The sequence below is a fragment of the Desulfosporosinus lacus DSM 15449 genome (assembly GCF_900129935.1).
GTDB classification, from domain to species: Bacteria; Bacillota; Desulfitobacteriia; order Desulfitobacteriales; family Desulfitobacteriaceae; genus Desulfosporosinus; species Desulfosporosinus lacus.
Genome location: NZ_FQXJ01000040.1, coordinates 1 through 24,913, shown reverse-complemented (window position 1 = coordinate 24,913; position 24,913 = coordinate 1). Strand labels below are relative to the sequence as shown.

Annotated in this window: 26 protein-coding genes; 24 read left to right on the top strand and 2 right to left on the bottom strand. The window is 43.2% G+C overall.

The annotated features are described in order from the left end of the window. From BUB11_RS25945 to BUB11_RS27345, 20 genes are all read left to right on the top strand, one after another. A partial coding sequence (locus tag BUB11_RS25945) for a PduL/EutD family phosphate acyltransferase (RefSeq protein WP_248284163.1) occupies positions 1–439 on the top strand: 439 nt, incomplete at its 5' end. A 2-nt stretch (positions 440–441) separates the two neighbouring features. Further along, a complete protein-coding gene (locus BUB11_RS25940) occupies positions 442–1,266 on the top strand; it encodes an HFCD family protein (RefSeq protein WP_073033482.1) in 825 nt (274 codons plus the stop codon). Then, a complete protein-coding gene (locus BUB11_RS25935) occupies positions 1,263–1,556 on the top strand; it encodes a EutN/CcmL family microcompartment protein (RefSeq protein ID WP_073033480.1) in 294 nt (97 codons plus the stop codon). The genes BUB11_RS25940 and BUB11_RS25935 overlap by 4 nt, the downstream gene beginning before the upstream one ends. Before the next feature lie 18 nt (positions 1,557–1,574). Then, positions 1,575–2,918: a 4Fe-4S dicluster domain-containing protein gene (locus BUB11_RS25930; RefSeq protein ID WP_073033478.1), complete on the top strand. Its 1,344-nt coding sequence runs from the start codon at positions 1,575–1,577 to the stop codon at positions 2,916–2,918. Continuing rightward, entirely contained in the window at positions 2,915–3,463 is a 549-nt protein-coding gene (locus tag BUB11_RS25925; RefSeq protein WP_073033476.1) for a BMC domain-containing protein, read from the top strand. The genes BUB11_RS25930 and BUB11_RS25925 overlap by 4 nt, the downstream gene beginning before the upstream one ends. 63 nt (positions 3,464–3,526) lie before the next feature. Next, positions 3,527–4,201 (top strand): cupin domain-containing protein, encoded by a 675-nt coding sequence (locus BUB11_RS25920; protein WP_073033474.1) that lies wholly within the window; start codon positions 3,527–3,529, stop codon positions 4,199–4,201. 30 nt (positions 4,202–4,231) lie between these two features. Then, positions 4,232–5,596, top strand: a complete 1,365-nt coding sequence (locus BUB11_RS25915; RefSeq protein ID WP_073033473.1) for an ethanolamine ammonia-lyase subunit EutB — start codon at positions 4,232–4,234, stop codon at positions 5,594–5,596. 15 nt (positions 5,597–5,611) lie between these two features. Further along, positions 5,612–6,520, top strand: coding sequence for an ethanolamine ammonia-lyase subunit EutC (gene eutC, locus BUB11_RS25910; protein WP_200797996.1), 909 nt, complete (start codon positions 5,612–5,614; stop codon positions 6,518–6,520). A gap of 13 nt (positions 6,521–6,533) precedes the next feature. Continuing rightward, positions 6,534–7,991, top strand: a complete 1,458-nt coding sequence (locus BUB11_RS25905) for an ethanolamine ammonia-lyase reactivating factor EutA (RefSeq protein WP_073033471.1) — start codon at positions 6,534–6,536, stop codon at positions 7,989–7,991. Between the two features lie 207 nt (positions 7,992–8,198). Further along, complete coding sequence (locus BUB11_RS25900) at positions 8,199–9,473, top strand: PocR ligand-binding domain-containing protein (RefSeq protein WP_073033468.1); 1,275 nt, start codon at positions 8,199–8,201, stop codon at positions 9,471–9,473. 12 nt (positions 9,474–9,485) lie between these two features. Next, positions 9,486–10,139, top strand: coding sequence for a corrinoid protein (locus BUB11_RS25895; RefSeq protein ID WP_073033466.1), 654 nt, complete (start codon positions 9,486–9,488; stop codon positions 10,137–10,139). Positions 10,140–10,403: 264 nt separating this feature from the next. After that, on the top strand, positions 10,404–11,612 hold the full coding sequence (locus BUB11_RS25890) for a phosphotransferase (protein WP_073033464.1): 1,209 nt from the start codon (positions 10,404–10,406) through the stop codon (positions 11,610–11,612). 65 nt (positions 11,613–11,677) lie between these two features. Further along, on the top strand, positions 11,678–13,120 hold the full coding sequence (locus BUB11_RS25885) for a trimethylamine methyltransferase family protein (RefSeq protein ID WP_073033461.1): 1,443 nt from the start codon (positions 11,678–11,680) through the stop codon (positions 13,118–13,120). A gap of 49 nt (positions 13,121–13,169) precedes the next feature. Continuing rightward, a complete protein-coding gene (locus tag BUB11_RS25880; RefSeq protein WP_073033459.1) occupies positions 13,170–13,796 on the top strand; it encodes a corrinoid protein in 627 nt (208 codons plus the stop codon). Positions 13,797–14,125: 329 nt separating this feature from the next. Beyond that, on the top strand, positions 14,126–14,929 hold the full coding sequence (locus BUB11_RS25875; protein WP_073033457.1) for a methyltetrahydrofolate cobalamin methyltransferase: 804 nt from the start codon (positions 14,126–14,128) through the stop codon (positions 14,927–14,929). Between the two features lie 147 nt (positions 14,930–15,076). After that, a complete protein-coding gene (locus BUB11_RS25870) occupies positions 15,077–15,697 on the top strand; it encodes an HAD family hydrolase (RefSeq protein ID WP_073033454.1) in 621 nt (206 codons plus the stop codon). 161 nt (positions 15,698–15,858) lie between these two features. Beyond that, complete coding sequence (locus tag BUB11_RS25865) at positions 15,859–17,691, top strand: ASKHA domain-containing protein (protein ID WP_073033452.1); 1,833 nt, start codon at positions 15,859–15,861, stop codon at positions 17,689–17,691. A 120-nt stretch (positions 17,692–17,811) separates the two neighbouring features. Beyond that, positions 17,812–19,377 carry a methylenetetrahydrofolate reductase C-terminal domain-containing protein gene (locus BUB11_RS25860; protein WP_073033450.1) on the top strand — a complete coding sequence of 522 codons (1,566 nt, stop codon included), beginning with the start codon at positions 17,812–17,814 and terminating at the stop codon, positions 19,375–19,377. Positions 19,378–19,446: 69 nt separating this feature from the next. Continuing rightward, positions 19,447–19,764, top strand: a complete 318-nt coding sequence (locus BUB11_RS25855) for a DUF6951 family protein (protein WP_073033448.1) — start codon at positions 19,447–19,449, stop codon at positions 19,762–19,764. 58 nt (positions 19,765–19,822) lie between these two features. Continuing rightward, on the top strand, positions 19,823–20,017 hold the full coding sequence (locus tag BUB11_RS27345; protein WP_143187720.1) for a hypothetical protein: 195 nt from the start codon (positions 19,823–19,825) through the stop codon (positions 20,015–20,017). On the opposite strand, the gene BUB11_RS25850 is transcribed toward BUB11_RS27345, so the two are convergent. Together BUB11_RS25850 and BUB11_RS25845 are read right to left on the bottom strand one after the other, a co-directional pair. After that, entirely contained in the window at positions 19,986–20,225 is a 240-nt protein-coding gene (locus BUB11_RS25850; RefSeq protein WP_073033445.1) for a DUF2922 domain-containing protein, read from the bottom strand. The two genes, BUB11_RS27345 and BUB11_RS25850, sit on opposite strands and share 32 nt — an antisense overlap. Positions 20,226–20,259: 34 nt before the next feature. Continuing rightward, on the bottom strand, positions 20,260–20,484 hold the full coding sequence (locus BUB11_RS25845) for a DUF1659 domain-containing protein (RefSeq protein WP_073033443.1): 225 nt from the start codon (positions 20,482–20,484) through the stop codon (positions 20,260–20,262). 287 nt (positions 20,485–20,771) lie between these two features. On the opposite strand from BUB11_RS25845, the gene BUB11_RS25840 reads away from it, so the two are divergent. The 4 genes from BUB11_RS25840 (at position 20,772) to BUB11_RS25825 (ending at position 24,276) form a co-directional block, all read left to right on the top strand. Continuing rightward, positions 20,772–21,644: a DUF3102 domain-containing protein gene (locus BUB11_RS25840; protein WP_073033441.1), complete on the top strand. Its 873-nt coding sequence runs from the start codon at positions 20,772–20,774 to the stop codon at positions 21,642–21,644. Positions 21,645–21,770: 126 nt separating this feature from the next. Further along, a complete protein-coding gene (locus BUB11_RS25835) occupies positions 21,771–22,073 on the top strand; it encodes an ArsR/SmtB family transcription factor (protein ID WP_073033439.1) in 303 nt (100 codons plus the stop codon). A 165-nt stretch (positions 22,074–22,238) separates the two neighbouring features. After that, positions 22,239–22,994 carry an EFR1 family ferrodoxin gene (locus BUB11_RS25830; RefSeq protein ID WP_073033437.1) on the top strand — a complete coding sequence of 252 codons (756 nt, stop codon included), beginning with the start codon at positions 22,239–22,241 and terminating at the stop codon, positions 22,992–22,994. Between the two features lie 184 nt (positions 22,995–23,178). Beyond that, positions 23,179–24,276 (top strand): MBL fold metallo-hydrolase, encoded by a 1,098-nt coding sequence (locus tag BUB11_RS25825; protein WP_073033435.1) that lies wholly within the window; start codon positions 23,179–23,181, stop codon positions 24,274–24,276. Positions 24,277–24,913 lie beyond the last annotated feature (637 nt).

Below are 24,913 nucleotides of genomic sequence, written 5' to 3'. Positions count from 1 at the left end.
AGAAACTGTAACCATAGTTGGACCTAAAGGAAGTTTAGAGAAGGTCCGTGTCTTAGGACCTGTGAGAAAAAACACGCAAGTGGAAATCAGCGTCACGGATTGTTTTAAATTAGGCATCAAGCCAGTCATCCGAGATTCGGGGCAACATGAAGGAACTCCCGGGCTTCAGATCGCAGGTCCAGTCGGTAAGGTCGACCTTAAAGCAGGGGTCATGGTAGCAAGCAGACACATCCACCTGCACAGCAACGATGCTAAAGAGTGGTCCCTAAAGGATGGAGACCGTGTGTGTGTAAAAGTCGAGAGTCAGCGTCCCATGGTCTATGAAGACGTGTTGATCCGAGTAAGTGACCAATACCGTAAAGAAATGCACCTGGATCTGGATGAAGCCAATGCGGCACTCATCGATTCAGCGAGCCAGGGCAAACTCATGGGGGTATGACCATGAATGAAGAACTGATCAACCAAATCCTGCGCCGTATCCTGTCTGATCCAACGTTGCAAGGATTACTTCAAGAAATTAAAAATCAAGAGGAGAACAATGCGGTTAAATCCGAAGCTTTAGTCCTCTTAAACTATGTCTCGGATTTTCCGCGCCTTCTGACCGCGGTTCAACAACGATGGGGATATGACTATAAGCTCAGCATTTTACCAAGTGACCAAGTTTATTTAGTCAAGCCGGAACTACCTGTCGGCATGACATGGATTACTGCTGAAGATGCTTTGAGCAAGTCAGACTGGCAAAAATTAATCCTGCCCGCGTGTTCTCTAAACACCTTGGCCAAAGCCGCCTTGGGTATTCGAGATAACCCCATCTGTGAGATGATTGGACGCGGGATAAGCAAAGGAAACTCCATCGAACTAGTGACAGAGTATCTTTGCTTAACCTCTCAAACACCGCCGGCCTATCGCGAACTATACGAAGGATATATCCGGAAGCTGCAATCTTATGGAGTCATGACATGTGCGAACTTAGAAGAACGAGGTCCATTAGCCTTGAGATCTGTTCTAATGGATCAGACAAATCAATATGAGCAGACATCTGTGACCTATGAACCGAAGAAAACAGGCTTCTATACAGAAAGTGCTCCCTCGCTGGATGAGATCCGCTTTGAAAAGAAATTCTTAGGAGATAAACAGGCCTATGGATTCCCCGAAGGTTCAACGATCCTCGTCAAACAAGGGACTGTCATATCACCGTTAGCCCGGGATACCCTAAAGTTGCGCCGAATTGAGCTGTGCATCGAGAAGGAGGAAGGACAACGATGATCCTAGCACGTGTCATAGGAAATGTCTGGTCAACCCGTAAAGAAGAATCCTTGCGTGGCTTGAAGTTCCTCGTTGTCCAACCGGTCACCCTCTCTTATCAAGAGGATGGAACACCAAGACTTCAGGAATTTGGGAATTCACTAATCGCTGCAGACAAAATCGGAGCCGGAGAAGACGAAATTGTCATGGTAGCCAGCGGTTCCTCGGCCAGGCAGGGTCTGGCAAATAATAGCATCCCTATCGATGCAACTATTGTAGGCATCATCGATAAAGAAACCTTTGAAGCGTGAGCTTAAGTAGGTGAAAAAATGAGTGAGATTAAAAAGAACGAGATAAGTGGGAAAGTTCGAGATGCTGGTGTCGTTGGCGCAGGCGGAGCTGGATTTCCAACGCATGTCAAGCTTTCTGCCCAAGCAGAGATAGTTATTGTCAATGCGGCAGAATGTGAGCCCTTGCTTAAAACCGACCAACAACTGGCGGCACGCTATCCTGAGCTTCTCATTAAAGGCTTAACCCTAACCATGGAGTCGACGGGTGCCCAAAAGGGGATTATCGCCTTAAAAGCTAAATACAAGGATGCGATAGCAGCCTTAGAACCCTATATCAGGAACAAAGACAACATAGGGATTTCTATTATGCCCGATATCTATCCGGCAGGAGACGAAGTCATCACCATCTGGTTAACCACTGGAAGGCGAGTTCCACCGGGCGGAATACCATTAAACATCGGAGTCGTTGTCAATAACGTACAAACCCTGATCAATGTCGCCAAAGCTGTCGACGGAATCCCCGTTACCACACGGACTCTCACTGTCACAGGAGCCGTCAAAAATCCTATTACTGTCACCGTCCCCATCGGAACGTCTATAAGAGATGTCCTCAAGCTGGCCGGCGGCGGAAGCGTGGATCTATCCTATATCAATGGAGGACCGATGATGGGAGCCCTCATCACCGACCTTTCAGTCCCTGTCACCAAAACCACAGGCGGGCTGATAGCCTTGCCAAACAATCATATGCTCATCCAACGTAAACGAATGACGGTTGACAACATTTTGCGCATAGCCAAAACTGTCTGTGAACAGTGCAGTTTCTGTACTGAGCTTTGCCCGAGACACATGATTGGACACGAACTTTCTCCCCATCGCCTCATCCGTGCGGTGAACTACAAAAACATCGGAGATCCGTTGTTGGTAACCAGTGCCTTAACTTGTTCTGAGTGTGGTGTGTGTGAAGCCTATGCTTGTCCGGTGGGAATCTCACCGCTGCGAGTGAACATCGCCTTAAAAGCAGAGCTCCGAGCCAAGGGCATTAAATATCAAGGAGAACTCGGGAAGGAAGACCCGATGGCTAAACACCGTTTAATTCCATCCGCGCGTCTGATGGATCGCTTAAGACTTCGACCATGGTACAAAGAAGCCCCTTTATCCTTAGACATATATGAACCCGACGAAGTCGTGCTAAAGTTGCAGCAACACATTGGTGCTCCTGCAGTCCCTGCTGTCAAAGTCGGAGACCTTGTTTCTGTCGGACAACTCATCGGAGAAATCCCAGAAGGAGCACTGGGAGCAAAAGTTCACGCTAGTATTGAGGGAACCGTGACTCAAATCACCCCTCAAGCTATAACGATACGGAATGGTGGTGCAGCCAAATGATTCATGCCGTAGGGCTGGTAGAATTAACAAGTATAGCACAAGGCATAGAATGTGCTGATATCATGACCAAAACAGCCGATGTGACCATTTTAGCAGCAAAAACCATCTGTCCGGGAAAGTATATCGTCTTGGTCAGCGGAGATGTATCAGGGGTACAGCAATCCGTAAACGCCGGAGTCGACTTAGGAGCGGAGACCGTGGTGGATTCCTTTGTCATCCCTAATGTTCATCCCTCCATATTGCCTGCCATCGGACGCGCCAACACATTAAAGGACATTAAAGCCTTAGGGATTATCGAAACCTATAGTGTGGCATCCTTAATCGAATCCGCGGATGCAGCCGTAAAAGCTGGTGACGTTGAGCCTCTGCTCATCCATCTGGCCTTTGGAATCGGCGGCAAAAGCTACACCCTGCTCACTGGGGAAGTAGCCTCCGTTAAAGCAGCCGTCGAAGAAGGAAGCGCCCTCGCCATCGAAAAAGGACTTCTCATCCGTCAAGTCGTCATACCAAGACCCGCTAAGCAATTGATTGAAAGCTTGGTTTAATCACGAAAACTTAAACATCGAACCACGAATATCGAACATCGAACCACGACAAGGAGGTGTACTATGGGACGATTTATCTCGGCTAACGTTTTACGAGATATGGCCAAATTAGACAAAAATATTGTTTTGGAAGAAGATAGTGTGCTGACTCCCTCGGCTAAAGATTTAGCCAAAGAGTTAGGGATTACGATAAGCAAAGGGAGACAAGAAATTATCAGTCATACTGTGGGAGGGCAATCGGTCGGACAACTAGTGAATTTACAATCTAGTGTTAAAGAAGTCTCAGTTTCCTCTGGAACTGCCACAGACGCAGAAAGCCAAAGCGATGACTTAAAAAAAGCGGTGCAGAGAATTCTCGGTGAGGTTCTCAAACCTGCCTGTGAAAACCCTAAAGCAACCCATGTCAAAGGGGAAACCGTAGTGATCCAGCCCTTTCCGGAAGCTCCTCCGGGGCAAAAGGTGGGACTTGTCGACGTCATCGACTCACGCGTGGGAAATCTTGCTTCAGGTTTCATGACCTTTGATCATTCTAAGCTGCCATGGTTTCTAAATTATGATGAAGTAGATTATGTCATAGAGGGAGAGTTTGTCCTTGAAGTCGAGGGGCAAGTCTTTCGCGCTAAACAAGGAGATGTGGTTTATATTCCAAAGGGAAGCCAAGTGGTCTTTTCCTCTCCGACCTTTTGTAAAGTTTTCTATGCTACCTACCCAGCTAACTGGGCAGATTTTTGCGATTAAGGACATTATGTCAGATTGGGGGATCGTTCGATGATTTTAAAGGCGAAAGTTTATAATAAAATTTTTGCGTTCCAAAGTCTTAAAGAAGTTATGGCTAAGGCCAATGAAGAGAAGTCTGGGGATGAACTGGTCGGAATTGCTGCGAAATCAGCTTCTGAACGAGTGGCAGCAAAATTGGTTCTCAGTAATCTTACCCTTGAGGACATTTACAATAACCCGGTCATTCCCTACGAAGAGGATGAAGTCACTCGAGCAATTTATGATGGACTCAACTTAAGAATCTATCAAGAGATCAAAAGTTGGACCGTCGGTTATTTGCGCGAGTATATTTTAGACCATAAGACAACCGGAGAAGACTTAGCTCACATAAGTCGTGGTCTTACGAGTGAAATGATTGCTGCTGTGGCAAAGTTAATGTCTACTATGGACCTTGTCTTTGGGTCGAAGAAGATGCGCGTTCAATCTCACTGTAATACGACACTCGGTGTGCCCGGAACTTTGGCTTTCCGTTGCCAGCCAAATCACCCAACCGACAATGTGGAAGGGATGCTGGCTTCCCTTAAAGAAGGATTAGCCTATGGCTCAGGGGATGCAGTCATCGGAATTAATCCGGTGGAAGACAATGTAGAGACGGTCACTCGCCTCTTAGATACGGTTAAGAACTTCATGCTAAAATGGGAAATACCCACTCAAAACTGTGTTCTGGCTCATGTGACAACACAGATGAAAGCTATTGAAAAAGGTGCTCCTGTAGACTTGGTTTTCCAAAGTATTGCCGGAACGCAAAAAGCTAATGATGCCTTTGGGGTAAGCGCCGCCATTCTTGATGAGGCCTTCGCTTTAGCACAGCGTAAAGGAACGGCGACAGGGCCTAATCTTATGTATTTCGAAACCGGACAGGGTTCAGAGGTTTCTCTTGATGCTCACCTTGGCGTAGATATGATGACGCTGGAAGCAAGAACCTATGGATATGCACGCGGATATCGTCCATTTATGACCAACAATGTTTCTGGATTTATTGGGCCTGAGACGATTTATTCAGGTCGAGAAGTGATCAGGGCAGACTTGGAAGATTTATTCATGGGTAAGCTGCATGGGTTGCCGATGGGGATTGCTCCCTGTTATACAAACCATATGAAAGCAGACCAAAATGATCAGGAAATGGGAACTCTCCTTTGCGCTATGGCTGGTTCAAACTTCTTCATGGGAGTTCCGGGCGGCGACGATGTTATGCTGAGTTATCAGGATACCAGTTACCATGATGACGCAAGTACCCGGGAAATCTTAGGGTTACGGCCGCTTCCTGAGTTTGAGAAGTGGTTGGAGAAAATGGGCATTTTAGAAAACGGCAAACTGACAGAGAGAGCCGGAGACCCATCCATTTTTGATAAATAGGGGAGGCGAATCTAGGTGGCAGTCGCGAATAATGAATTAGAGAAAGTCATTATCCAAAGTGTTATGGAAGAACTGGCTAAGAAAGGGCTGCTTTCACAAAAGGGAAAAGACCACGTGATGGCGGCGGCGATGATGGATACGCCTTTAGTCCCTAACACAGAGTCCGAGGAAATGGTTACATTCCCTCCACAAGAAGAAATGCAGATTTCAAACCCATTCAATGCAGATGCGGTTAAGGCTATGAAAAAGTTGACCCCGGCTCGGATCGGAATTGGCAGAGCCGGAACTCGCCCCAAAACTATGTCCTTGTTAAGGTTTTTAGCAGATCATGCAGTAGCTCAAGATGCAGTATTTCTCGATGTTTCTGAGGGATTTCTTCAACGGATGAACTTAATGTCTGTGCAAAGTGCTGCTGTTAGTAAAGATGAGTTTTTACAAAGACCTGATTTAGGACGTCGTTTATCGGAGGAAGCGGTGAAAATAGTCTCAGAAAAATGTGAAAAGAATGTCCAGGTTCAGATTCTGATCGTTGACGGACTAAGTTCAACTGCCATTGAGGCTAATATTCCGGATCTATTGCCTGCGTTGATGCAAGGGCTGAAATCTGCGGGAATAAAAGTCGGAGCTCCCTTCTTCGTGAAGAATGGGAGGGTATGGGTTCAGGATCATGTGGCATCTATTGTCAATTCTGAGGTGATCATTTCTTTGATAGGAGAGCGTCCGGGACTGGGAACTGCGGAGAGCCTCAGTGCTTATATGATTTACCGACCCAATGAAACTACTGTGGAAGCAGATCGTACGGTTATCTCCAATATTCATAAGGGCGGAATCCCTCCTGCTGAAGCCGGGGCTCATCTGACAGATGTTATCCAACAAATTCTGGCCGCCAAAGCGAGTGGCGTTAAGCTGAACCAGCAAAAATAGGGGTGGTGACAAAATGCCCGAATCGACTAACCAAAAGATCACGAGCGTGGGCATTGATATTGGAACCACTACTACCCAACTGGTGATCAGCCAATTGACCATCGAGAATACAGCTTCAGGAACTTTAGTTCCTCGCGTGGAAATTACGGATAAAGAAGTAATCCATCGCAGCAGGATCTATTTTACCCCCCTCTTAGACCGAGACTTGATTAATGCGGTTGAGGTCTCGAAGATTGTGGAAACTGAATATAAGGCTGCTGGGCTGACTCCTGAGATGATTGACACAGGTGCAGTGATTATTACCGGGGAAACGGCAAAGAAAGAAAATGCTAAAGCGATTATCGATGCTTTAGCAGGATTTGCGGGTGACTTCGTCGTGGCCACTGCCGGTGCTAATTTGGAGGCAATCTATGCGGGTAAGGGATCGGGAGCTGCCTTATATTCAGCCCAGAGGCATCAAGTCACAGTTAATATCGATGTAGGTGGTGGAACCTCCAACTATGCCATGTTTCATGAAGGTAAGGCTGTTGATTCTTCCTGCCTTAATGTCGGTGGACACTTAATAGAGTTTGAGCGACACGGGGACCGAATTACTTACATTTCTGAGCCGGCTAAAATCGCTTTAAAACATACGGGACAAAGGCTTCAGCCAGGGGAACGAGTGACTCTTCCTCAACTTCGTCCTATTGTCAAGGCTATGGCTGGGTGTGTTGTGGACGTGCTCAAGACATCTGTACACACTGAGTTAACCAAGGAACTGCTAATGACCCCTCCCTTGCAATTAGCTCACCCGATTCGAAAAGTAATGATTTCCGGCGGGGTAGCAGACTATGTCTATGCTTTAAATGGACCGACGACCATGGCGGAAGTGACTGCTTTCGGAGATTTTGGGCCGCTTCTCGGCTGGGAGCTTAAAGTATGTTTGGAGAGAGATGGGTTTGTCTTAGAAAAGCCGGCGGAGACAGTACGGGCAACGGTCATCGGAACCGGAACTCAGTCGGTCAATTTAAGCGGCAGTACCATCCATCTTCAGGAAAATACATTGCCTATTCGCAATGTCATGGTTATTTCTCCATTTACATCTTTGATACCTGAAACACCCCAAGGCATAGCAGAAGTCATAAAAAACGAAATCCTTCGGCTCCAGGTCGATCACTTTGAAGGAATTGCAGCTATCGCCATGAAAGGGCCGCGAACCATGTCCTTTGCAAATATTAATATCTTGGCTCAAGGGTTGCTGTTGGGCATGCATGACTACTTATGTAAAGCTAAACCCCTCATACTTGTTGTCGAAGCAGATTGTGGGAAGGTTTTGGGACAGTGTATAAATGCTTCAGCTAATAAACCCCTTGAATTGATTTGCATTGATCAGCTTGAAGTGGATAATTGTGATTATATTGATATCGGTAAACCTCTTATGGGCGGCCGAGTTGTACCGGTGGTCCTGAAGACCCTAGTCTTTAATCGCTAACTGATAGAGCTCAGTGGCGTTCATAATTTAAATGAGAATTATTTGGTTCGGCGACTGGAGGCTTAATACATGTTCAGTCGCTTTATCATTGGTTTCATGAGTATTGAAGGATTTTGTCTGTTTAAAGCGAATTTTCTAATATAGATAACATTGCTTGGTCGAAATCTATTCTCTTTAAAGATATCCTTTTATGGAAGGATGAGTTCAATGCTCCAACCATTAGATTCTAACCTTCTGGATCCAAAACACCTCGAGGAAAGCTTGGGTAGCTTTCACAATGCAACAGGGTTACATATTGAGGCTATTAATAATGAGGGTGAGACTTTTTCGGTACCGGGAAACTTTGAACGAAGTGAATTTTGCCGTTATATTCGTTGTCAAGCTGAGGGAGAAAGGAGATGTCAGGATTCTTATAAACGGGCTAGCTTTGAGGCTGCCAAGTGGGAAGAACCCTATTTCTTTCGTTGCCATGCGGGGTTAGTTATCTGGGCTGTCCCAATCATGATTCGAGGGGTCTCTCTGGGAAGCATTATCTGTGGACAAGTACTAATGTGGGAACCGGATCACTTCTTCTTTCAGGAACTGAAGAAACTAAATGCTGGAATCGAGAGTTTTGAAAGGTTAAAAAGCATGGCGTGTAAGCTTGAAGTCGTTTCGCCATCTCGCTCTCAAGCCGCTGCTGATATGCTTTTTGTAGTTGTGAACCATTTGGTCAAACGGAACATCAATAGTCTGGAGGAAATTGATGCAACACGATTGCAGCAACAACAAATCCGACATGAAATTGAGGAGCGCAAGCGGAAGAATTTACCGGATCTTAGTGATTATGACGATTATTTAAAGAAAGAGCGCAAGTTTTTGCGCTATATTCGGTTAGGGGATAGAACAAGGGCCGATCAGACTCTCCAAAGTCTTTTGACTGATCTTTATACAAAAACCGTGGGAGATCTTGAAACGGTCAAAGTCAGGATTCTTGAATTAGCGACCTTGACATCCAGGGCGGCAGTAGAAGGCGGAGCAAATGCAGAGCGTATTATGAGGCTTCTTAAGGAATTCAATAAGGAAATTGAAGGTATTGAGCGAGTGGAAAAGTTTTTCTACAAAATTCAAAGGATTGTAGAAACCTTCCTAGAGGGTATATTTACGTTAGCAGATAAAAAACACATTGCTATAGTTAAAAATGCACGGGATTTTATAATGGAGAACTACGCTCTGCCTCTTACAGTAACTGATGTAGCTCAGCACCTCTTTATCAGTTCCTCTCATCTTTCAAGGTTGTTTCGAGAAGAATTGGACTGTACAATTAATGATTACTTGACCCGAGTCAGAGTGGAGCAAGCCGTTGAAATTATGAAAAAACCCGAATTCAGTGTTGCCCAAGTTTCTAATGCTGTCGGTTTTAAAAACCAAAGTTATTTTTCTAAAGTCTTCAGGAAATATATTGGGGTTACTCCCCTTACTTATAAAAACAGCTTGTATTAGAAGGTGAGAGTTATGGTATTTCAAGCAATCATTAAATCTATCGCTACTGGGGACGCTGAACAAAGCATGGTCTTGACCCAACGTGCTTTGGCGCAGGGGTTTTCTGCGGAGTCCGTTCTGGAAAAAGGTCTAATAGCCGGAATGGATCGCGTGGCTGAGAAGTTTCGCGAGCAAAGGGTTATGGTGCCTGAAGTCCTCATGGCTTCTCGGGCAATGCATGCGGGTTTAAGTCTTGTGGAACCTTTATTAGAGAGTTCTGAAAAGAAAAGCACCGGCAAAATCGTTATGGGAACAGTAGCCGGAGATCTCCATGACATTGGATTAAGTCTAGTCAAGATGTTAGTCATGGCAACCGGTATTGAGATTATTAACCTGGGAGTGGATGTAACCCCCAAAAAGTTTGCCAGTGCTGTGCGTAAAGAAAAACCTCACATTCTGATGATGTCGGCATTGCTCACTACCACCATGACTATGATGAAAGATGTGATTGACGAATTAGAATCATTGGGAATTCGCAAAAACCTAGTCGTGATTGTGGGAGGTGCACCTGTCGACGCGGGATTTGCTAAGCGAATTGGTGCTGACTATTACTTTGAAGATGCCTTTGAAGTACGAGCCTTCTTAGTTGAAAACTTGACGAAGTTAATCTCTAAAAAAAGTCGTTGAAAAAGAGGTGGATATTTTTATTTTTGAATGAAATATCTACCTCTTTTTTATAATGGTTTTTTGCCTCGACAAAGAATATTAATATGTGCGGAATAGTAGCAATATTCAAATGATTGTAATGAGTCAAAACGAGCAGAAATGTGTTAATCAAAAATTATTTTAAGATGCTATGATTATAGCAATAGAAAACCTCCTTGATCTGTTTTGTTAATTAAGGTTTCATTCTTTCATTTCATCCGAGCAAATTTTATTAGGAGGATCAACATGAACACAAGTAAAATGAGACATCTCGAAGAGCTAAGTGTTAACCAAACGTTTTCTATGTTTACACAAAGTGAAGACCTCAAAAAAATTGCTGCTCATTTCTTCGAATCTATGGAATCAGTCCTAATCCGTAATCAAATTGTTGATGCCCTGCAAAGCTATGATCTCGGGATTGTTACTGCGGTCTTCGAAATATTTGGTGGGTATGTTAATCGAAGTTTTGGTATTTACACAGAGAAAGACGGAAAACAGTGCGAATACTTTGTGCGGAAATACAAATATGGTATCACAGCTCCGGAAATAGTTTTTGAACACTTAATGATTGACTACTCTAAAGCTCATGGACTGGATATTGCAGCCGGGTTAATTCGTACTAAAGATGGAGAAACCTTTGTCAAGAAAATTGAAGGGGTAAATGGAAAGGGAACGGATATCTATTTTGCTGTGTATGAGTTTCTGGAAGGGGATGACTTATACACCTGGGATACTCCAAACTTAAATGATGAAGAGTACGCCAGTGCAGCAGGAGTCTTGGCAACGTTCCATAATGCTGCCAGAGATTTTGATCCCCAAGGGCTGGAGCGAGTAGAACCGAAGATTATGGAATTTCTCCCGACTTTGCCAGAAAAATATCAAGAGTTAGCACAGAAGGATATCGACACGAAGTTTCACAAATATTACAGGAGTAAACTGGACTCAATTTTGAAGGTCGTCGAGAGTTCCCATATTCCCCAGGATGTGCTGGAAAAAATGCCATTAACCCCTTGTCACAATGATTTTCATGCGGGTAATTTGAAATACGTGAATAGCAAAGTTGTAGGAATCTTTGACTTTGATTGGTCTAAGATTGACCATCGGCTCTTTGATGTAACTTTAGGGATGGCATATTGCTGCAGCTCGTGGCAAGATGAAAAAGATGGGGTGTTGCTTCTCGATAAATGCGCTATTTTTCTTAAATCTTATCAGCAAAAATTGATTGAATTGAAAGGACTAGAACCTTTAAATGCCGTAGAAATTGAGTATCTGCCCACGATGATCGCCGCCGCAAATATGTATTTGATTAATTGGGATGTAACAGCATACTATGCCGGAACTGATCTGAATGAATATGAGTATATTGCCTATCTGCAGCATAATGTTCGGTTGATGAATTGGATTGAAAAGCATAAAGCAGAGATATTAGAAGTGGCAAAATCCATATTGGTGTAGTCGTTTCAAACCCAATAGTTTGACTGAAAGCATAGATTCGAGCAAAAGGAAAGGGGATTTTAATTGTGGAGTTCACTAAATTATTTAGTCAGTCAGAAGTAGAGCGCGTACACGAGGCCTCATTGGAAATTCTGGAGAACGTCGGGATGATGGTTCGCAATCAGAAAGCACTCACAATCTTTGCCATAAATGGTTGCCGGGTCGACATGGAAACAATGATGGTTAAGTTTCCCCGTGAGGTTGTTGAGAAAGCAAGAAAGACCTTTGTTCCTACCTATACTTTTACTGCTCAAGATCCAAAATTTGATGTCACAATGCCCGGCGATCGACCGATTGTCGTAACAGGGAGTTCCGCTCCCAATATTATTGATCCGGAAACAGGCGAAGAACGTCGCGCTACCTCTGATGACATTGCGAATATAGCCTACTTAATTAATGAACTGCCTGGATTTGATGTCTTTTCAATATCAACTCTGGCGGACGATGCCCCAGAAGGACAGTTCAGTCTGTCCCGTTTTTATCCTGCCTTGAAAAACTGTAAAAAGCCTGTACGAAGCAATACTCCTAACATGGAGGACCTTAAAGCAGTACTGGAGTTAGGAGCCCTGATCGCAGGAGGGGAAGAAGAGTATCGTAAGCGTCCATTTATTAATCACCATTATTGCCCGGTTGTTTCTCCCTTGACCTTTGATGTGGAGTCTACTGAAGCAGTTATCTATCTGCTTGAAGAAGGACTGCCAGTCTATGGAACAATTGTTCCAAATGCCGGCATGACTTCCCCTCTCAGCTTGATGGGGACTTTAACCCTTGGCAATGCAGAATTCCTGGGACTTGCAACCCTGACTCAAATGATTCGTCCGGGAGCCCCCATGATCTATGCTGTCTTGTCCACAGTTGCGGATATGCGGACCGGAGCCTATGCACCTGGTGCAATTGAAACCGGAATGTTGCAAATGGCGCACACAGAAATGGCGAGATACTATAATATTCCCTCAGGCGGATATATCGGTTTGACAAATGCCCATTCTAATGACGCTCAATCAGGGTATGAGACAGGAATGAACACTACAGGGGCTTTGCTTGCAGGAGCAGACTTATTCAATATGGGGGGGCTTTTAGGGAGTCTGATGGCCTTTGACTTTGCTAAAGCTGTGATCGACAACGAAATAGCCTTGATGCTTAAACGGATGAAAAAGGGTTTTGAATACAGCGAAGAAAACTTGTGTTTAGACCTGATTGCGAAAGTTGGCCCCGGCGGCAGTTACATGGATTTGGATCATACTATGAAAAATATGCGAACCATTGCCGTTTTGCCTAAAGTGGCAACAAGAGAAATGCGTCGCCGTTGGGAAGATCAAGGGAAACCGGACGCTCACAGCCGCGCAATGAAAGAAGCCGCAAAAATCTTAAGTAAACCGAATAAGTCGCGCTTTTCAGAAGAACTGGATGCTAAAGTACGCGGCCATTTCAAAGGACTTGTTGCAGGGGATGCTAAGTGGAGCCTTTAATCTTTATACAACGTAACGGTCTTGTGACTGAAAGGAAAGGGAGATAATAATGAGCGTACAAAATATTTATGCTGGGGTAGTAGAATTTAACATTGATAAAGTAGTGTCTCTTGTTGAAGCTGAAATTAAGAATGGCACGGATGTCTCGGAAATACTAAGCAATGGATTAATTGCGGCAATGGACGAAGTCGGACAACGCTATTCTGAAGGGGAATTCTTTGTTCCGGAAATGCTCATGGCTGCTAAAGCCATGAAAGCTGGACTTGAGGTGTTAAAACCATTATTATCACAAGGAGAAAGTGAAAAAAAGGGAACGATTATTATCGGAACCGTTAAAGGGGACTTGCATGATATTGGCAAGAATTTAGTCTCCATGATGATGGAAGGCGCCGGATTCGAGGTTTATGATCTGGGTGTAGATGTGGATACAGAGAAATTCCTGGCCACCGCAAAAGAGAAAAAGGCCGATGTCATCTGTATGTCCGCTTTATTAACGACAACCATGCCCTTTATGGAAGTAACTGTGAAAGCTATTCGCGAACAAGGGTTAAGCTTTAAGACGATGGTTGGCGGAGCACCCGTGTCAGAGGATTTTGCTAAGAAAATCGGCGCAGATGGTTGGAGCACTGATGCCCCCGGAGCGGTAGAGACTGCTCGTAAACTTACCGCTAAATAAGACATCCTATGAGATGCTCCTAAATAGTCCATAGAAGCTAAAAACTTCAGAACTGACTTCTGAATTTAAGTCTCATCGACTTAGTTTTGAAGTCAGTTCCTTTGGTGTAAGTCTATCCTGACTTATTTTTAAGTATCTGAGATTTCAGAACATAATTAATTAAGCTCAAATAGGGCCCTGGAATGTTGAAAACTCACTGGAAATCAAGTAATATTTAGCTAAGTTTTCACAACAAGATTATTGGCACGAAATTTGCAATATTAGTCTCTTTAGAAATCCCAGTTTTAAAGAAATAATAATTAAGAGCTGAATATGAGGAGGAAAAATTCATGTTAGTAGTAGGAGAATTAATCAATGCAAGTCGTAAGGCAGTCGGAGAAGCCATCAAAGCACAAGATGCTGAATATATCAAACAGGTGGCTAGGGATGAACATGAAGCAGGTGCAGATTATATTGATGTCAATGCCGGTATCTTTGTCGGTAAGGAACCTGAATACCTGCAATGGCTTGTAAAAACAGTTCAAGAAGCTGTAGACGCACCTTGTTGTATTGACAGTCCGGACCCCAAGGCTATTGAAGCTGCTCTATCTGTACATAAAGGTATTGCCATGATTAACTCAATATCCTTAGAAAAAGAGCGCTATGATGCCTTGATTCCTGTCATTGCAGGCACCGACTTAAAAGTTGTAGCTCTTTGTATGAGTGATGAGGGTATGCCGGAAACTATGGACGCTCGTCTAAGAATTGCCGAAAAACTGATTGATGGGCTTGTCAAAAACAATGTGCCGATTGAAAATATTTATGTGGATCCGTTGGTTCAGCCAGTCTCTACTAACAGTACCTTTGCCGTCGAATTTATTAATTCGGTAGAGGCTATCATGACTCGCTTTAAAGGAGTTCACACGATTTGCGGTCTGTCCAATGTATCCTATGGTTTACCAGTGCGTAAATTCATGAACCATGCCTTTGCTATTATGGCTATTGGCAAAGGTCTGGATGGCCTCATTATTAACCCTCTGGACAAGATGATGATGGCTAGTTTGGTTACTGCTGAAACACTTGCCGGACGAGATGAGTATTGCGTCAACTATCTCAAGGCTTTTCGCAATAAACAATTTGAGTTCTTAGGTTAATATTGTTTTTAGTTCAATCAAACTTGATAAAAATGAATACATCAGGTTAATATTTGTATAAGATCCCCTTCTCTATAAGAGCAGGGGATCTTATACAATCAGTTTATTTTAATACCCGGTAGTTTGGATTTTCAAGGAGGTAGAGGTGTGGCGCTCGTAATGTTTGATTATGATGGGGTTATTGTGGATTCCCTGGAGGTTTTTATTTCGCGTTTTTCACAAGCCTGTCTTGAGAATGGGTTCCAGGGAATCAATGAACCAAAAGATGTCATTTCATTATTCGAGGGTAATGTTTATGAGACGATGATGAGTCGAGGGATCAGTGAAGTTGCCATAAATGACATATTGAAGAGATATGAAATATTACAAGGTGAACAATTGACAGACCTTGAACTCTTTGACGGCATGGGAAAAGCCTTACAGAGGATCTCGGAAAAACACCATGTATACGTTATTACTTCAAATCTTTCCAGTGCAACCAAAGAGATTTTGAACAGGAACGGAATTACTTGTTTTGAGGATGTTATTGGCGCAGAAAAAGAGAAAAGTAAGATCAAAAAAATTCACAACACTATGGCATTGCATCCAGGCATCTCGGCCTATTACGTAGGGGATACCAAAGGGGATATGATAGAAGGTAAACACGCTGGTACACAAACCATTGGTGTGACCTGGGGATGGCATACTCCTCAGAAAATTAATGAGGGCAACCCGGATTTTCTTGTTAATTCCCCGGAAGAACTTGCGGATTTTCTGGTTAAGGTATGAAGTAAAGAAGGAAAATAAGGGAATAGATCGAATTGTATAAATAAGGCATTGAATTCATAATAATGGTATAAGGCAGTTTTGTGCATTAGGCCGATCAATATGTTCTGCTTGATCTTCGTTTTTAGGGATTTTTTGACCTGAAATTCTTCCAGGAGGTAATTATGGAAATAAAAATACTCCCAAATCGAGTTATTGAAACTAAAGATACAGAGACTTTAATGGAAGCTCTCGTTCGTCATCAACTTCCCGTTGATAATATCTGTAATGGTAAAGGAACCTGTGGTAAGTGTAAAGTTCGAGTGCTGGAAAATCTTTCAGTGCCAAGTCCTCAGGATTTAAAACATCTTAATGAGGCCGAACTCCAAGCGGGATTTCGACTTGCTTGTACTGTGGTTCCTGAAGAGGGCATGGTCATTCAGTTGAATTTCGTAGAAAGTCAGGATCGAAAAGAAAGTGCACTCTTAGGAATGAAAGCATCTGTCTTAGATCCGCGGGTGGAAAAGATTTGTTTGACCATCAGTAAACCTTCACTTGAAGATGAACGGGGAGACTGGGATCGCCTGGCAGATGCTCTCAGCACTTCCACAGGGAGGAGTTATAACTCCCCGAGTCTGTATATCCTTAATAAAGTGTCAGATGTTTTGAGAGCGGATAAGTATGTCCTAACAGTTACTATTTTTGAAAATGAGATCTTGGAGATTGAGCCGGGAGACACTGCCAAGAGATTGTATGGAGTTGCCGTCGATATAGGGACAACCAGTGTTGGGTTGGCCTTATATGACTTGATCGAAGGTGACCTCATAAAGGTCGTCTCAATTGAGAATGAGCAGACAGCATATGGGGCAGATGTTATTTCTCGTATTTCCTTTGCTAAAGAAAGCCAAGAGAATGCTTTGGCCATGCGCAATGCCGTCAGAAGAACCATTAATCATTTATTAAAAGAGCTTGAATTAAAAACTGATGTAAGAAAGAACGAAATCGTCAAGATGTCTATAGTAGGCAATACGACGATGCATCACCTCTTAATCGGCTTAGATGTGTCACATTTAGCGGTATCGCCCTTTGTTTCTGTTTGCAATAGACCGTTAGAATTCTCAGCGCAGGAATTGGGAGTAGAAATCAATCCTCAAGCTAAAATATTCCTCTTGCCTAATATAGGAAGTTTTGTAGGAGGGGACACAGTAGGGGCTATCGCAGGGGCTCCTGAGGTACTGGAGCCGGGAAATCACTTACTTATTGATTTAGGCACTAACTGTGAATTATTTTTAAAAACAGACAACTTGATGATGGCCTGTTCTACAGCAGCCGGACCAGCCTTTGAAGGAGCGGGAATAGCCTACGGAATGAGGGCAAAGCAGGGAGCCATCGAAAGTGTAAGTATTACTGACAATGGTGTGGACGTTGAAGTAATCGGGGGACAGGAACCTATCGGGATTTGCGGATCAGGTCTTATTGAAGCGATTGATGAGATGCGAAGAGCCGGAGTAATAAATAAACAGGGGAAAATTGCTGTTCCTGAAACAGCGGATCATCTTTCAGCTGAGCTTCGCAATCGGATACGGCCTGCTGAAAAAGCACGTGAATTCATCTTGGCCTACGGAACAGATCAAAGATCAGATGTAACCATTAGCCAAAAGGATGTCGGGGAATTACAACTGGCTAAAGGGGCAGTCTGCGCAGGAATTAAAACTTTGGTTGAAATGGCGGGCATTAGTGTTGCTGAGCTGGATTCGGTTATATTATCCGGGACCTTTGCCACTTATCTTAAAGCTAACAACATTTTGAATATTGGTCTCGTACCGGATATCCCGTCTGAAAAAATTAAAATGGTTGGGAATGCGGCTCATGTCGGTGCAATACGGACACTTCTAAATCACCCGGAGATGAATATGACAGAAGAATTATACAGGAAGATTCGTCATATTGAACTAGGAGGCAGTGCCACATTCTCCAGCTATTTTATGAACAGTTTATACCTTGAACGATTGAGTTAGTTAAAAGTTAAGAAAAAACTGAAAATGGCTTAAAATATTGTCCAAGAAGAGTTATAATGGTTAGAGAATAAAAGGACAATCTTCGGAGTATTAATAGGTGATAAGGGAGAGGAACAAGGAATGGAAAACAAATTTAAAGAGTCATTACTTGACAAAAACACCCTATCCGTCACATGGGAACTCGTACCAGGAAGAGGAGCAAATGAAAAAGCTCAATTAACCGCCATCGCCTCGGCAGAGCAAGCAGCTAAAGGCGGCAGGGTCCATGCTCTTACTATCACGGATAACCCTGGTGGTAATCCGGCAATTCTTGCTGATTATTTGGGAATGGAGATCCTTAAATTGGGGATCGAACCATTAGTACATTTTACCTGTAAGGATAAGAACCGGAACCAGATGGAAAGCCAACTTTATGCCTTAGATCGTGCAAAAGTTCGTAATCTCTTAGTTATGACCGGAGACTATACGTATTCAGGGTTCAAAGGACGCCCTAAGCCAGTTTTTGACCTGGATCCTTCTAATACCTTACAACTGATTGCTGATATGAATAAGGGCTTAGAAGTTCCGGGTATGAAGGGGCCAACTTATCACGCTCCCAGTGACTTTTTTGCGGGCGCGGCTGTTTCCCCATTCAAGTCTACTGAGGCTGAGCTTATGGTTCAGTACTATAAGTTGAAAAAGAAAATCCAAGGCGGCGCACAATTTGTAGTTACACAACTGGGGTATGATGCTCGTAAATGCCACGAAGTCATCCAGTTCCTGAAGGTTAATAACCTGGATATTCCCGTTGTGGGAAATATCTACGTTCTTCCTTATGGAGCGGCAAATGTTATGAATCAAAACAAGTTACCGGGTTGTGTCGTCACGGACAAACTTTTAGCAGAGCTCAATGAGGAAAAAAGTGCCGCAGATAAAGGGGTTGGCCAGCGGATGTTGAGGGCCGCCAAATTGTACGCCATCTTGAAAGGTATTGGTTGTGCAGGAGTTCATATCGGCGGGCATAACCTTAAATATGAGCAATTAGAGTACATTCTTGACAAAGGGGAGGAACTTTATCCCAATTGGCAAGATCTAGTCAAAGAGTTTGATTATCCTCAAACCAATGGGTTCTATTATTTTGAAAAGGACGAGAAGACGGGTCTGAACACAGATCGACCTACGAATCGTGCTAACCGCCCCTTAGACGCACCTGCCGGAGCGATGAACTCGTTGATGAGAGGAATGCACAGTCTCATGTTTACCCCTAATAAGATGCTTTTTCCCGTGATGCGCAGTATGTATCATGCAGCAGAAGGTAAGAAAAAAGCCGAAAAGAGACTTCACGCCCTTGAGCACATTGCCAAAGTTGTCATGCTTGATTGCAAGGATTGCGGCGATTGTGCCATATTGGATATAGGCTACCTCTGTCCTATGTCACAATGTCCAAAAAATCAACGTAACGGTGCATGTGGCGGAAGCTTGGATGGCTGGTGTGAAGTTTTTCCGAAAGAGAAGAAGTGCGTTTGGGTCAGAGCTTATGCCAGACTGAAGAAATATGGAGAGGAATCAACCTTAGACGTTCCTCCGGTACCGCCTGCTAACTGGGATTTCTATCAGACGTCCTCTTGGTCTAATTTCTATTTAGGAAAAGACCACTCAGCACCTCTCTTGGGTATCAAACCCCCGGAAAGCAAAATTAAAAAATAAGTTTAGTGCAAGGTTCACCGCGAATTACTGCATTTTATAAAGGAAGTTAAATATAGGAGGAGCAATATTATGGCAACAGGAATTATTAAAGCCGGTGCTTGTGGTTTTACTATTAATGTTAAAGCAGAGAGCGGTGATGGTCACAAAGTAAAACTCGAGATATTAAGTGACTGCCCGAATTACCAAAAAATAGCTGCAGAACTGGTTGAAGTCGATGCCTTTGAAGAGATTTTCAAGAAACTCCATATGGGAAAAGTTTATGAAGTCTTTGCTAAGCATAGCCCCCATCCCAGTTGCCCAGGTGTTTCTGGAATTATGAAGTCGATTGAAGTTGCGGCAGGCTTGGCTTTGCCACAGAATGCAAGTATTAGCGTAACTAAGGAATAATTTTTTTTATATCGAAGGGATATCGCAGAAGGCCCATGGATGATTAATAAGATCGTCTATGGGCCTTTTTTCTGTTGCCTACTTACTAATAAAGATCAGCAACCCGGACAAGGTGATCTTTGCCGACCCGGATATCACTAAAGGGGAAGGGATTGGCTTTGATCCAGTGGAGTCCGTTATAAGATGGCGGCCACGCAGCCGCCGTTTAGAGGTCGATCCGCCTAAACCTGGGGCGGATCGAATAGATCGTTAGTCGAGGTATCAACCACCCGGATATCCCGTTTTCCAACCAGATCTCCGCCGGTCGTAGTGAAGATGTTTCTGGATATAACCGTATCCATTACAGCTTCGGCTTCAGCCTTCGTCAGATCTGCCCGTGGATTGGGCAGCGTGATTGAAAAGGTCTTACCGGCAACAGTGGTAAACGTCAACCGAATTACTTTATTGGTTGTAACTGCCAAGGAATCACCCCCTTTCTTGCAAATATTAGGATAGTTACTCTTTATTCAGTTCAAAGTTTTTCCTTAGGAGCACCTGCAGCAGCGGATAATCAACCAGACTGAATAATGCCTCAGCTACATCATAGAGGTCATCTTCCGTAGCGTCGTGTTTCACACCATTCAAGCCTTTCTGTCTGATCACCGGGGCACCGGCGGGTGTCAGTTCGAGCTGGTATTTCGCAACCAGCGCCGAATCTAAGGGCAACGCTTCCACGGCCATGCTTTTCGCCTCCTTTCTGCGCACTCTCAGGCTGAGTGTACTCTGCCTGTCCTATAGCATATGAGTCAGATCGGCCGGAGGTTACAAGGGGAAGGGAATATATGAGAAAGTTTGGGACTGAAGCCAGAAGAACCCTGCTGCTGCGGCAGCAAGCTTCTTATAAATAGGCAGGTTGTCCAAGAATCGACAGCGCTGTCGATTCTTGGACAACCTGGCTATGTGCTTGTCACACTCTTAAGTCCGGATACATATTATGTAAATAAAGCAAGAGCAGGGAGGAAGTTGTGATGAGCGATTTAATCAATGGCCGCACGCCCTTCGTCATCGCGGCTGAAATAAATACGATCAAATACCAGGTGGGGAAAATCTTTCTGCAGAGTATCATCGAGATTGGGAGCCGCCTGAAGGAAGCCAAGGGGTTGCTTCAATATGGGGAATGGGCTAAGTGGTTGGAGGAATCCGTGAGCTATTCTCAGAAAACGGCGGAAAGAATGATACGGGTTTTCGAGGAGTACGGGCCTAAACAGCTAGAATCCTCCGACGCCCAATCTCCCACCGCCGACACCCAGGCGCAAGTACGGCCGGATTTGAACTTCACCCAGGCTCTTATTCTCCTCGGAGTCCCGGAAGAGGCTCGGGGTGAGTTCATTGCCGAGCTGGATATCGATAATATAACCACCCGTGAGCTGCAAAAGAAGGTCAATGATTGGAAACTGGCCCGGGAAGAACGGGATCAGGCCCAGCAGGATAACACCGGACTCCGGAAAGTAGTGGATGAACAGGCGAACCAAATAACCCACCTGACCAAGGCTAACGACAACCTGAGGACCAAGTCGGAAGAGTTAAGTGAGTCCAACCGGGCTCTGGAACAGGATACCGAAAAGAAGCAGGCGGAGTTGGAAAAAGTAAAAAATAGGGCATCTTACAAGACCGTCGAAAATATGAGCAAGCGACTTACTCAGGTGTATAACAAGGCCGTGGCTAATAAAGTGGCTTTTTTATACGAAAACCTGGAAAAAACATTCAAGGAGCTGATGGGGGAAATGAAAGAGCTCGCCGCCAAGGAACCGGAGACCCATAACCTGTTCAAAAAGAATGTGACTGATTTCTTGATGAAGTCGTTGAAGGAGAATGTGCATACCGAGAATGAGCAGGGATAAGGTTTATCAGGAAAAGAATTTAATATCAAAAGGAAATTCAGTGAGCTATTGACAGGAGGATTTAGAAAAGTTACAATGTATTTCGATAGTTATCGAATCGTTATAGTATGAGTTTGGAGTTGGAAAATGGACACGAAAAAAGCGGCAAAGATATTTAAGGCCCTATCGAATCCCAATAGACTAGAATTGTATTTTAAAATTGCTGAGATGCATGAATCCAGTTTTCCAACCGATACCGATTCGGAATGCTTTGTTACGGATATCATCCGTTCGTTGAACATTGGCGCTCCGACTATTTCACATCATATCAAAGAGTTGGTAAATGCAGATTTAATTAGTACAGAGAAAAGAGGGAAATTTTTGATCTGCAAAGTAAATGAAGAGCTAATTGAGGAAGTTAGTAAGTTGTTATCATTACAGAAGCAATAATTAACGCAACTTAAAAAGGCATTACGGTTCGATAGTTATAAAACTATAGAAGTGTGGGCCTTTAAACTATTTATTTTCACCCATAAGAAATATTAGGGTATTTCGAACATTAAAGTGTTTTAATTCTATACGACAAACGAACGATTAAATTAATGGAGGTACATTATGAAAGTGTTTTATTTTACAGCTACTGGTAACAGTTTAGATGTTGCAAAAAGATTTGGAGGAGAAATTTATTCGATACCAAACGTTTTAAGGGGTAATCAATTTCATTTCGAAGACGAAAAGATAGGGATTATATTTCCCTGTTACGGCTTTGCAGCTCCAAAGATTGTCCGGGAATTTATTGAGAAGGTCACCCTTAAGAGCCCTTATATTTTTGTCATCATGACCTATGGAAACAAGCTGGCAGGTGGTGTCAATTGGTTTGTACGGTATGCTGAGGAAAATAATATTCATGTTCAATATGCAGACGGTTTACTCATGATTGATAACTATTTACCATTTTTTGATATTGAGAAGCAAAAGCTGAAAAAGAAATATACAGAAGAAAATTTGAGCCGTTTGTTAAATGATGTTAATCAAACGAAGCGATATATTAGGAATAGGTCATTCACAGATTCAATGTTGACCAAAGGGATTCAGTATTTCTATAAAAGAAAACCAAACTTTAATACAGATAAAGATTTTTCTGTCGGGAACGACTGTAATCAATGTGGAACGTGTGTAAAGGTTTGCCCGCGTAACAATATAAAACTCGACCAGCTTAAACCAGCCTATGGGGGGAATTGCGAATTTTGTCTGGCGTGTATAAACCTTTGTCCGCAAAAGGCGATCCGATTAAAAAAAGAAAGTAATCCAAATGCACGTTATTTGAATGAAAATGTTACACTTAAAGAAATTATTGCGGCAAATAATTAAAACAAGGTTTGGTCATATGCTCTTTCTCATCCCCGGGCATCCTACAAATTACGAATTAATGAGCCAATATCTTGTGAAAAATGGAATTTGAGCGATCGGTTATAGCTAGGCAATAACATTTCAGTAGTTAAAGAAGAAATAGTAGATGGCAGTCTAATCCAGATAAGAAATGAGGAGATGAATCATGATCTTGAGGGTTATGCTTAGTTTGGTTATCGGGATTCTCCTGGCTGGTTTTCTATTCCTGAAATATCATCCAGTCTTTGGTGGAAAAGCATCTAAGGAGAAAGTTAACGCCTTAAGTCAATCTAAAAATTTCGCCAGGAATAAGTTTATCAATCAGATCCCGACGGTAATGGATACTCGAATAACGACGATGGTTGGCATATTGAGAGATTTTATGAAAGGTAATCCAAACGTTAAGCCAAAGAGGGCAATTCCGGTGGAGCCTTTAAATTCAGTCATTATGCCAGATAAATATACAAAAGTTACATGGTTTGGTCACTCGACTTTATTATTGGAGATGGACGGGAAACGATTATTATTAGACCCAATGTTTTCTCAGACTCTTTCTCCCTTTTCTTCGCTCGGGGGTAAACGCTATAGCAAGATATTACCCATCGAACTCGAGGAGCTACCTGCCATTGATGTTGTCATTCTGTCTCACGATCATTATGACCATTTGGATTATCAGTCAATAAAGAAACTGAAAGACAAAGTCAGTCAGTTCTATGTTCCCCTTGGCGTTGGAAATCATTTGGCAAGATGGGGTGTCGAAGCAGAGAAGATTAAAGAGTTCGACTGGTGGAATGAATATAAACTTGATGGTTTGACATTGGTTTGTACTCCGGCTAGGCACTTTTCAGGTAGGAGTGTGTTCGATCGAGATACCACACTGTGGAGTTCTTGGGTGATCGTAGGGCAAGAATCACGGGTCTATTTCAGTGGAGATACTGGTTATGGTCCTCATTTTGCAAAGATCGGAGAAAAGTACGGACCTTTTGATTTAACTCTCATTGAATGCGGTCAATATGATGAACGATGGTCTGCTATTCATATGATGCCAGAGGAAACAGTTCAGGCTCATTTTGATGTAAAGGGAAAAATTCTGATCCCCATACATTGGTCAGCCTTTACGTTAGCCTTTCATGATTGGACAGATCCCATTGAACGGGTAACGAAGGCAGCGAGAAAACGCAACTTAGACATTTCAACACCCAAAATTGGGGAAACAGTGTTGATAGGCTCGGTGGAGTACCCTAACTCTATTTGGTGGGGATAATTATACAAGTCTGTTATTCCTGCATATCCTGGCGGAGATATTAGTATGCAGTATCATCATTATCCCAAAAACACAATATGGTAACGGTAAATGACTGTATTTAAATATAGCTTGATGAAACAAATATTTAATGCGTTGGTTTGAGAAGTGAAATTCTCACACTGACGCATTTTGTTCGAGTTGAAGAGTTTGAGGTAGGTAGAAAACTATTTTACTGTAAGTCGGAAAGCGAAGTCAGAAAAAGTGGTGTATAAGGAAAGGGTACTGAGCGGCGTATTGACGGTGATGACTTTGATTATGGCACTTCATATGTTACAACTAGTCCTTATTGACAATTAGAGGAAATAAAAAGCTTAGTATTATGCTTTAAGTATGGGAAAGTTAAATAAACGAGGATTAGAAATACAACGGAAGTAAGGTGCAACTTGAATTTTCGCAGTGGAAAGGTATAAATGTTAAAAGCTGAATAAAAAATTAGTGTTTTTGCAGAGATCTGGAAGTGGTATGCATCTCGTGTAATCATTACTAGAAAAGAGGGAACCTATGCAAACAAAACCTGTTGCCCAATTTAAGAACATTAAAAAGAGAATTGGCAGTAAACTTATCATTGATGACATATCCTTTGAGGTTAATGCGG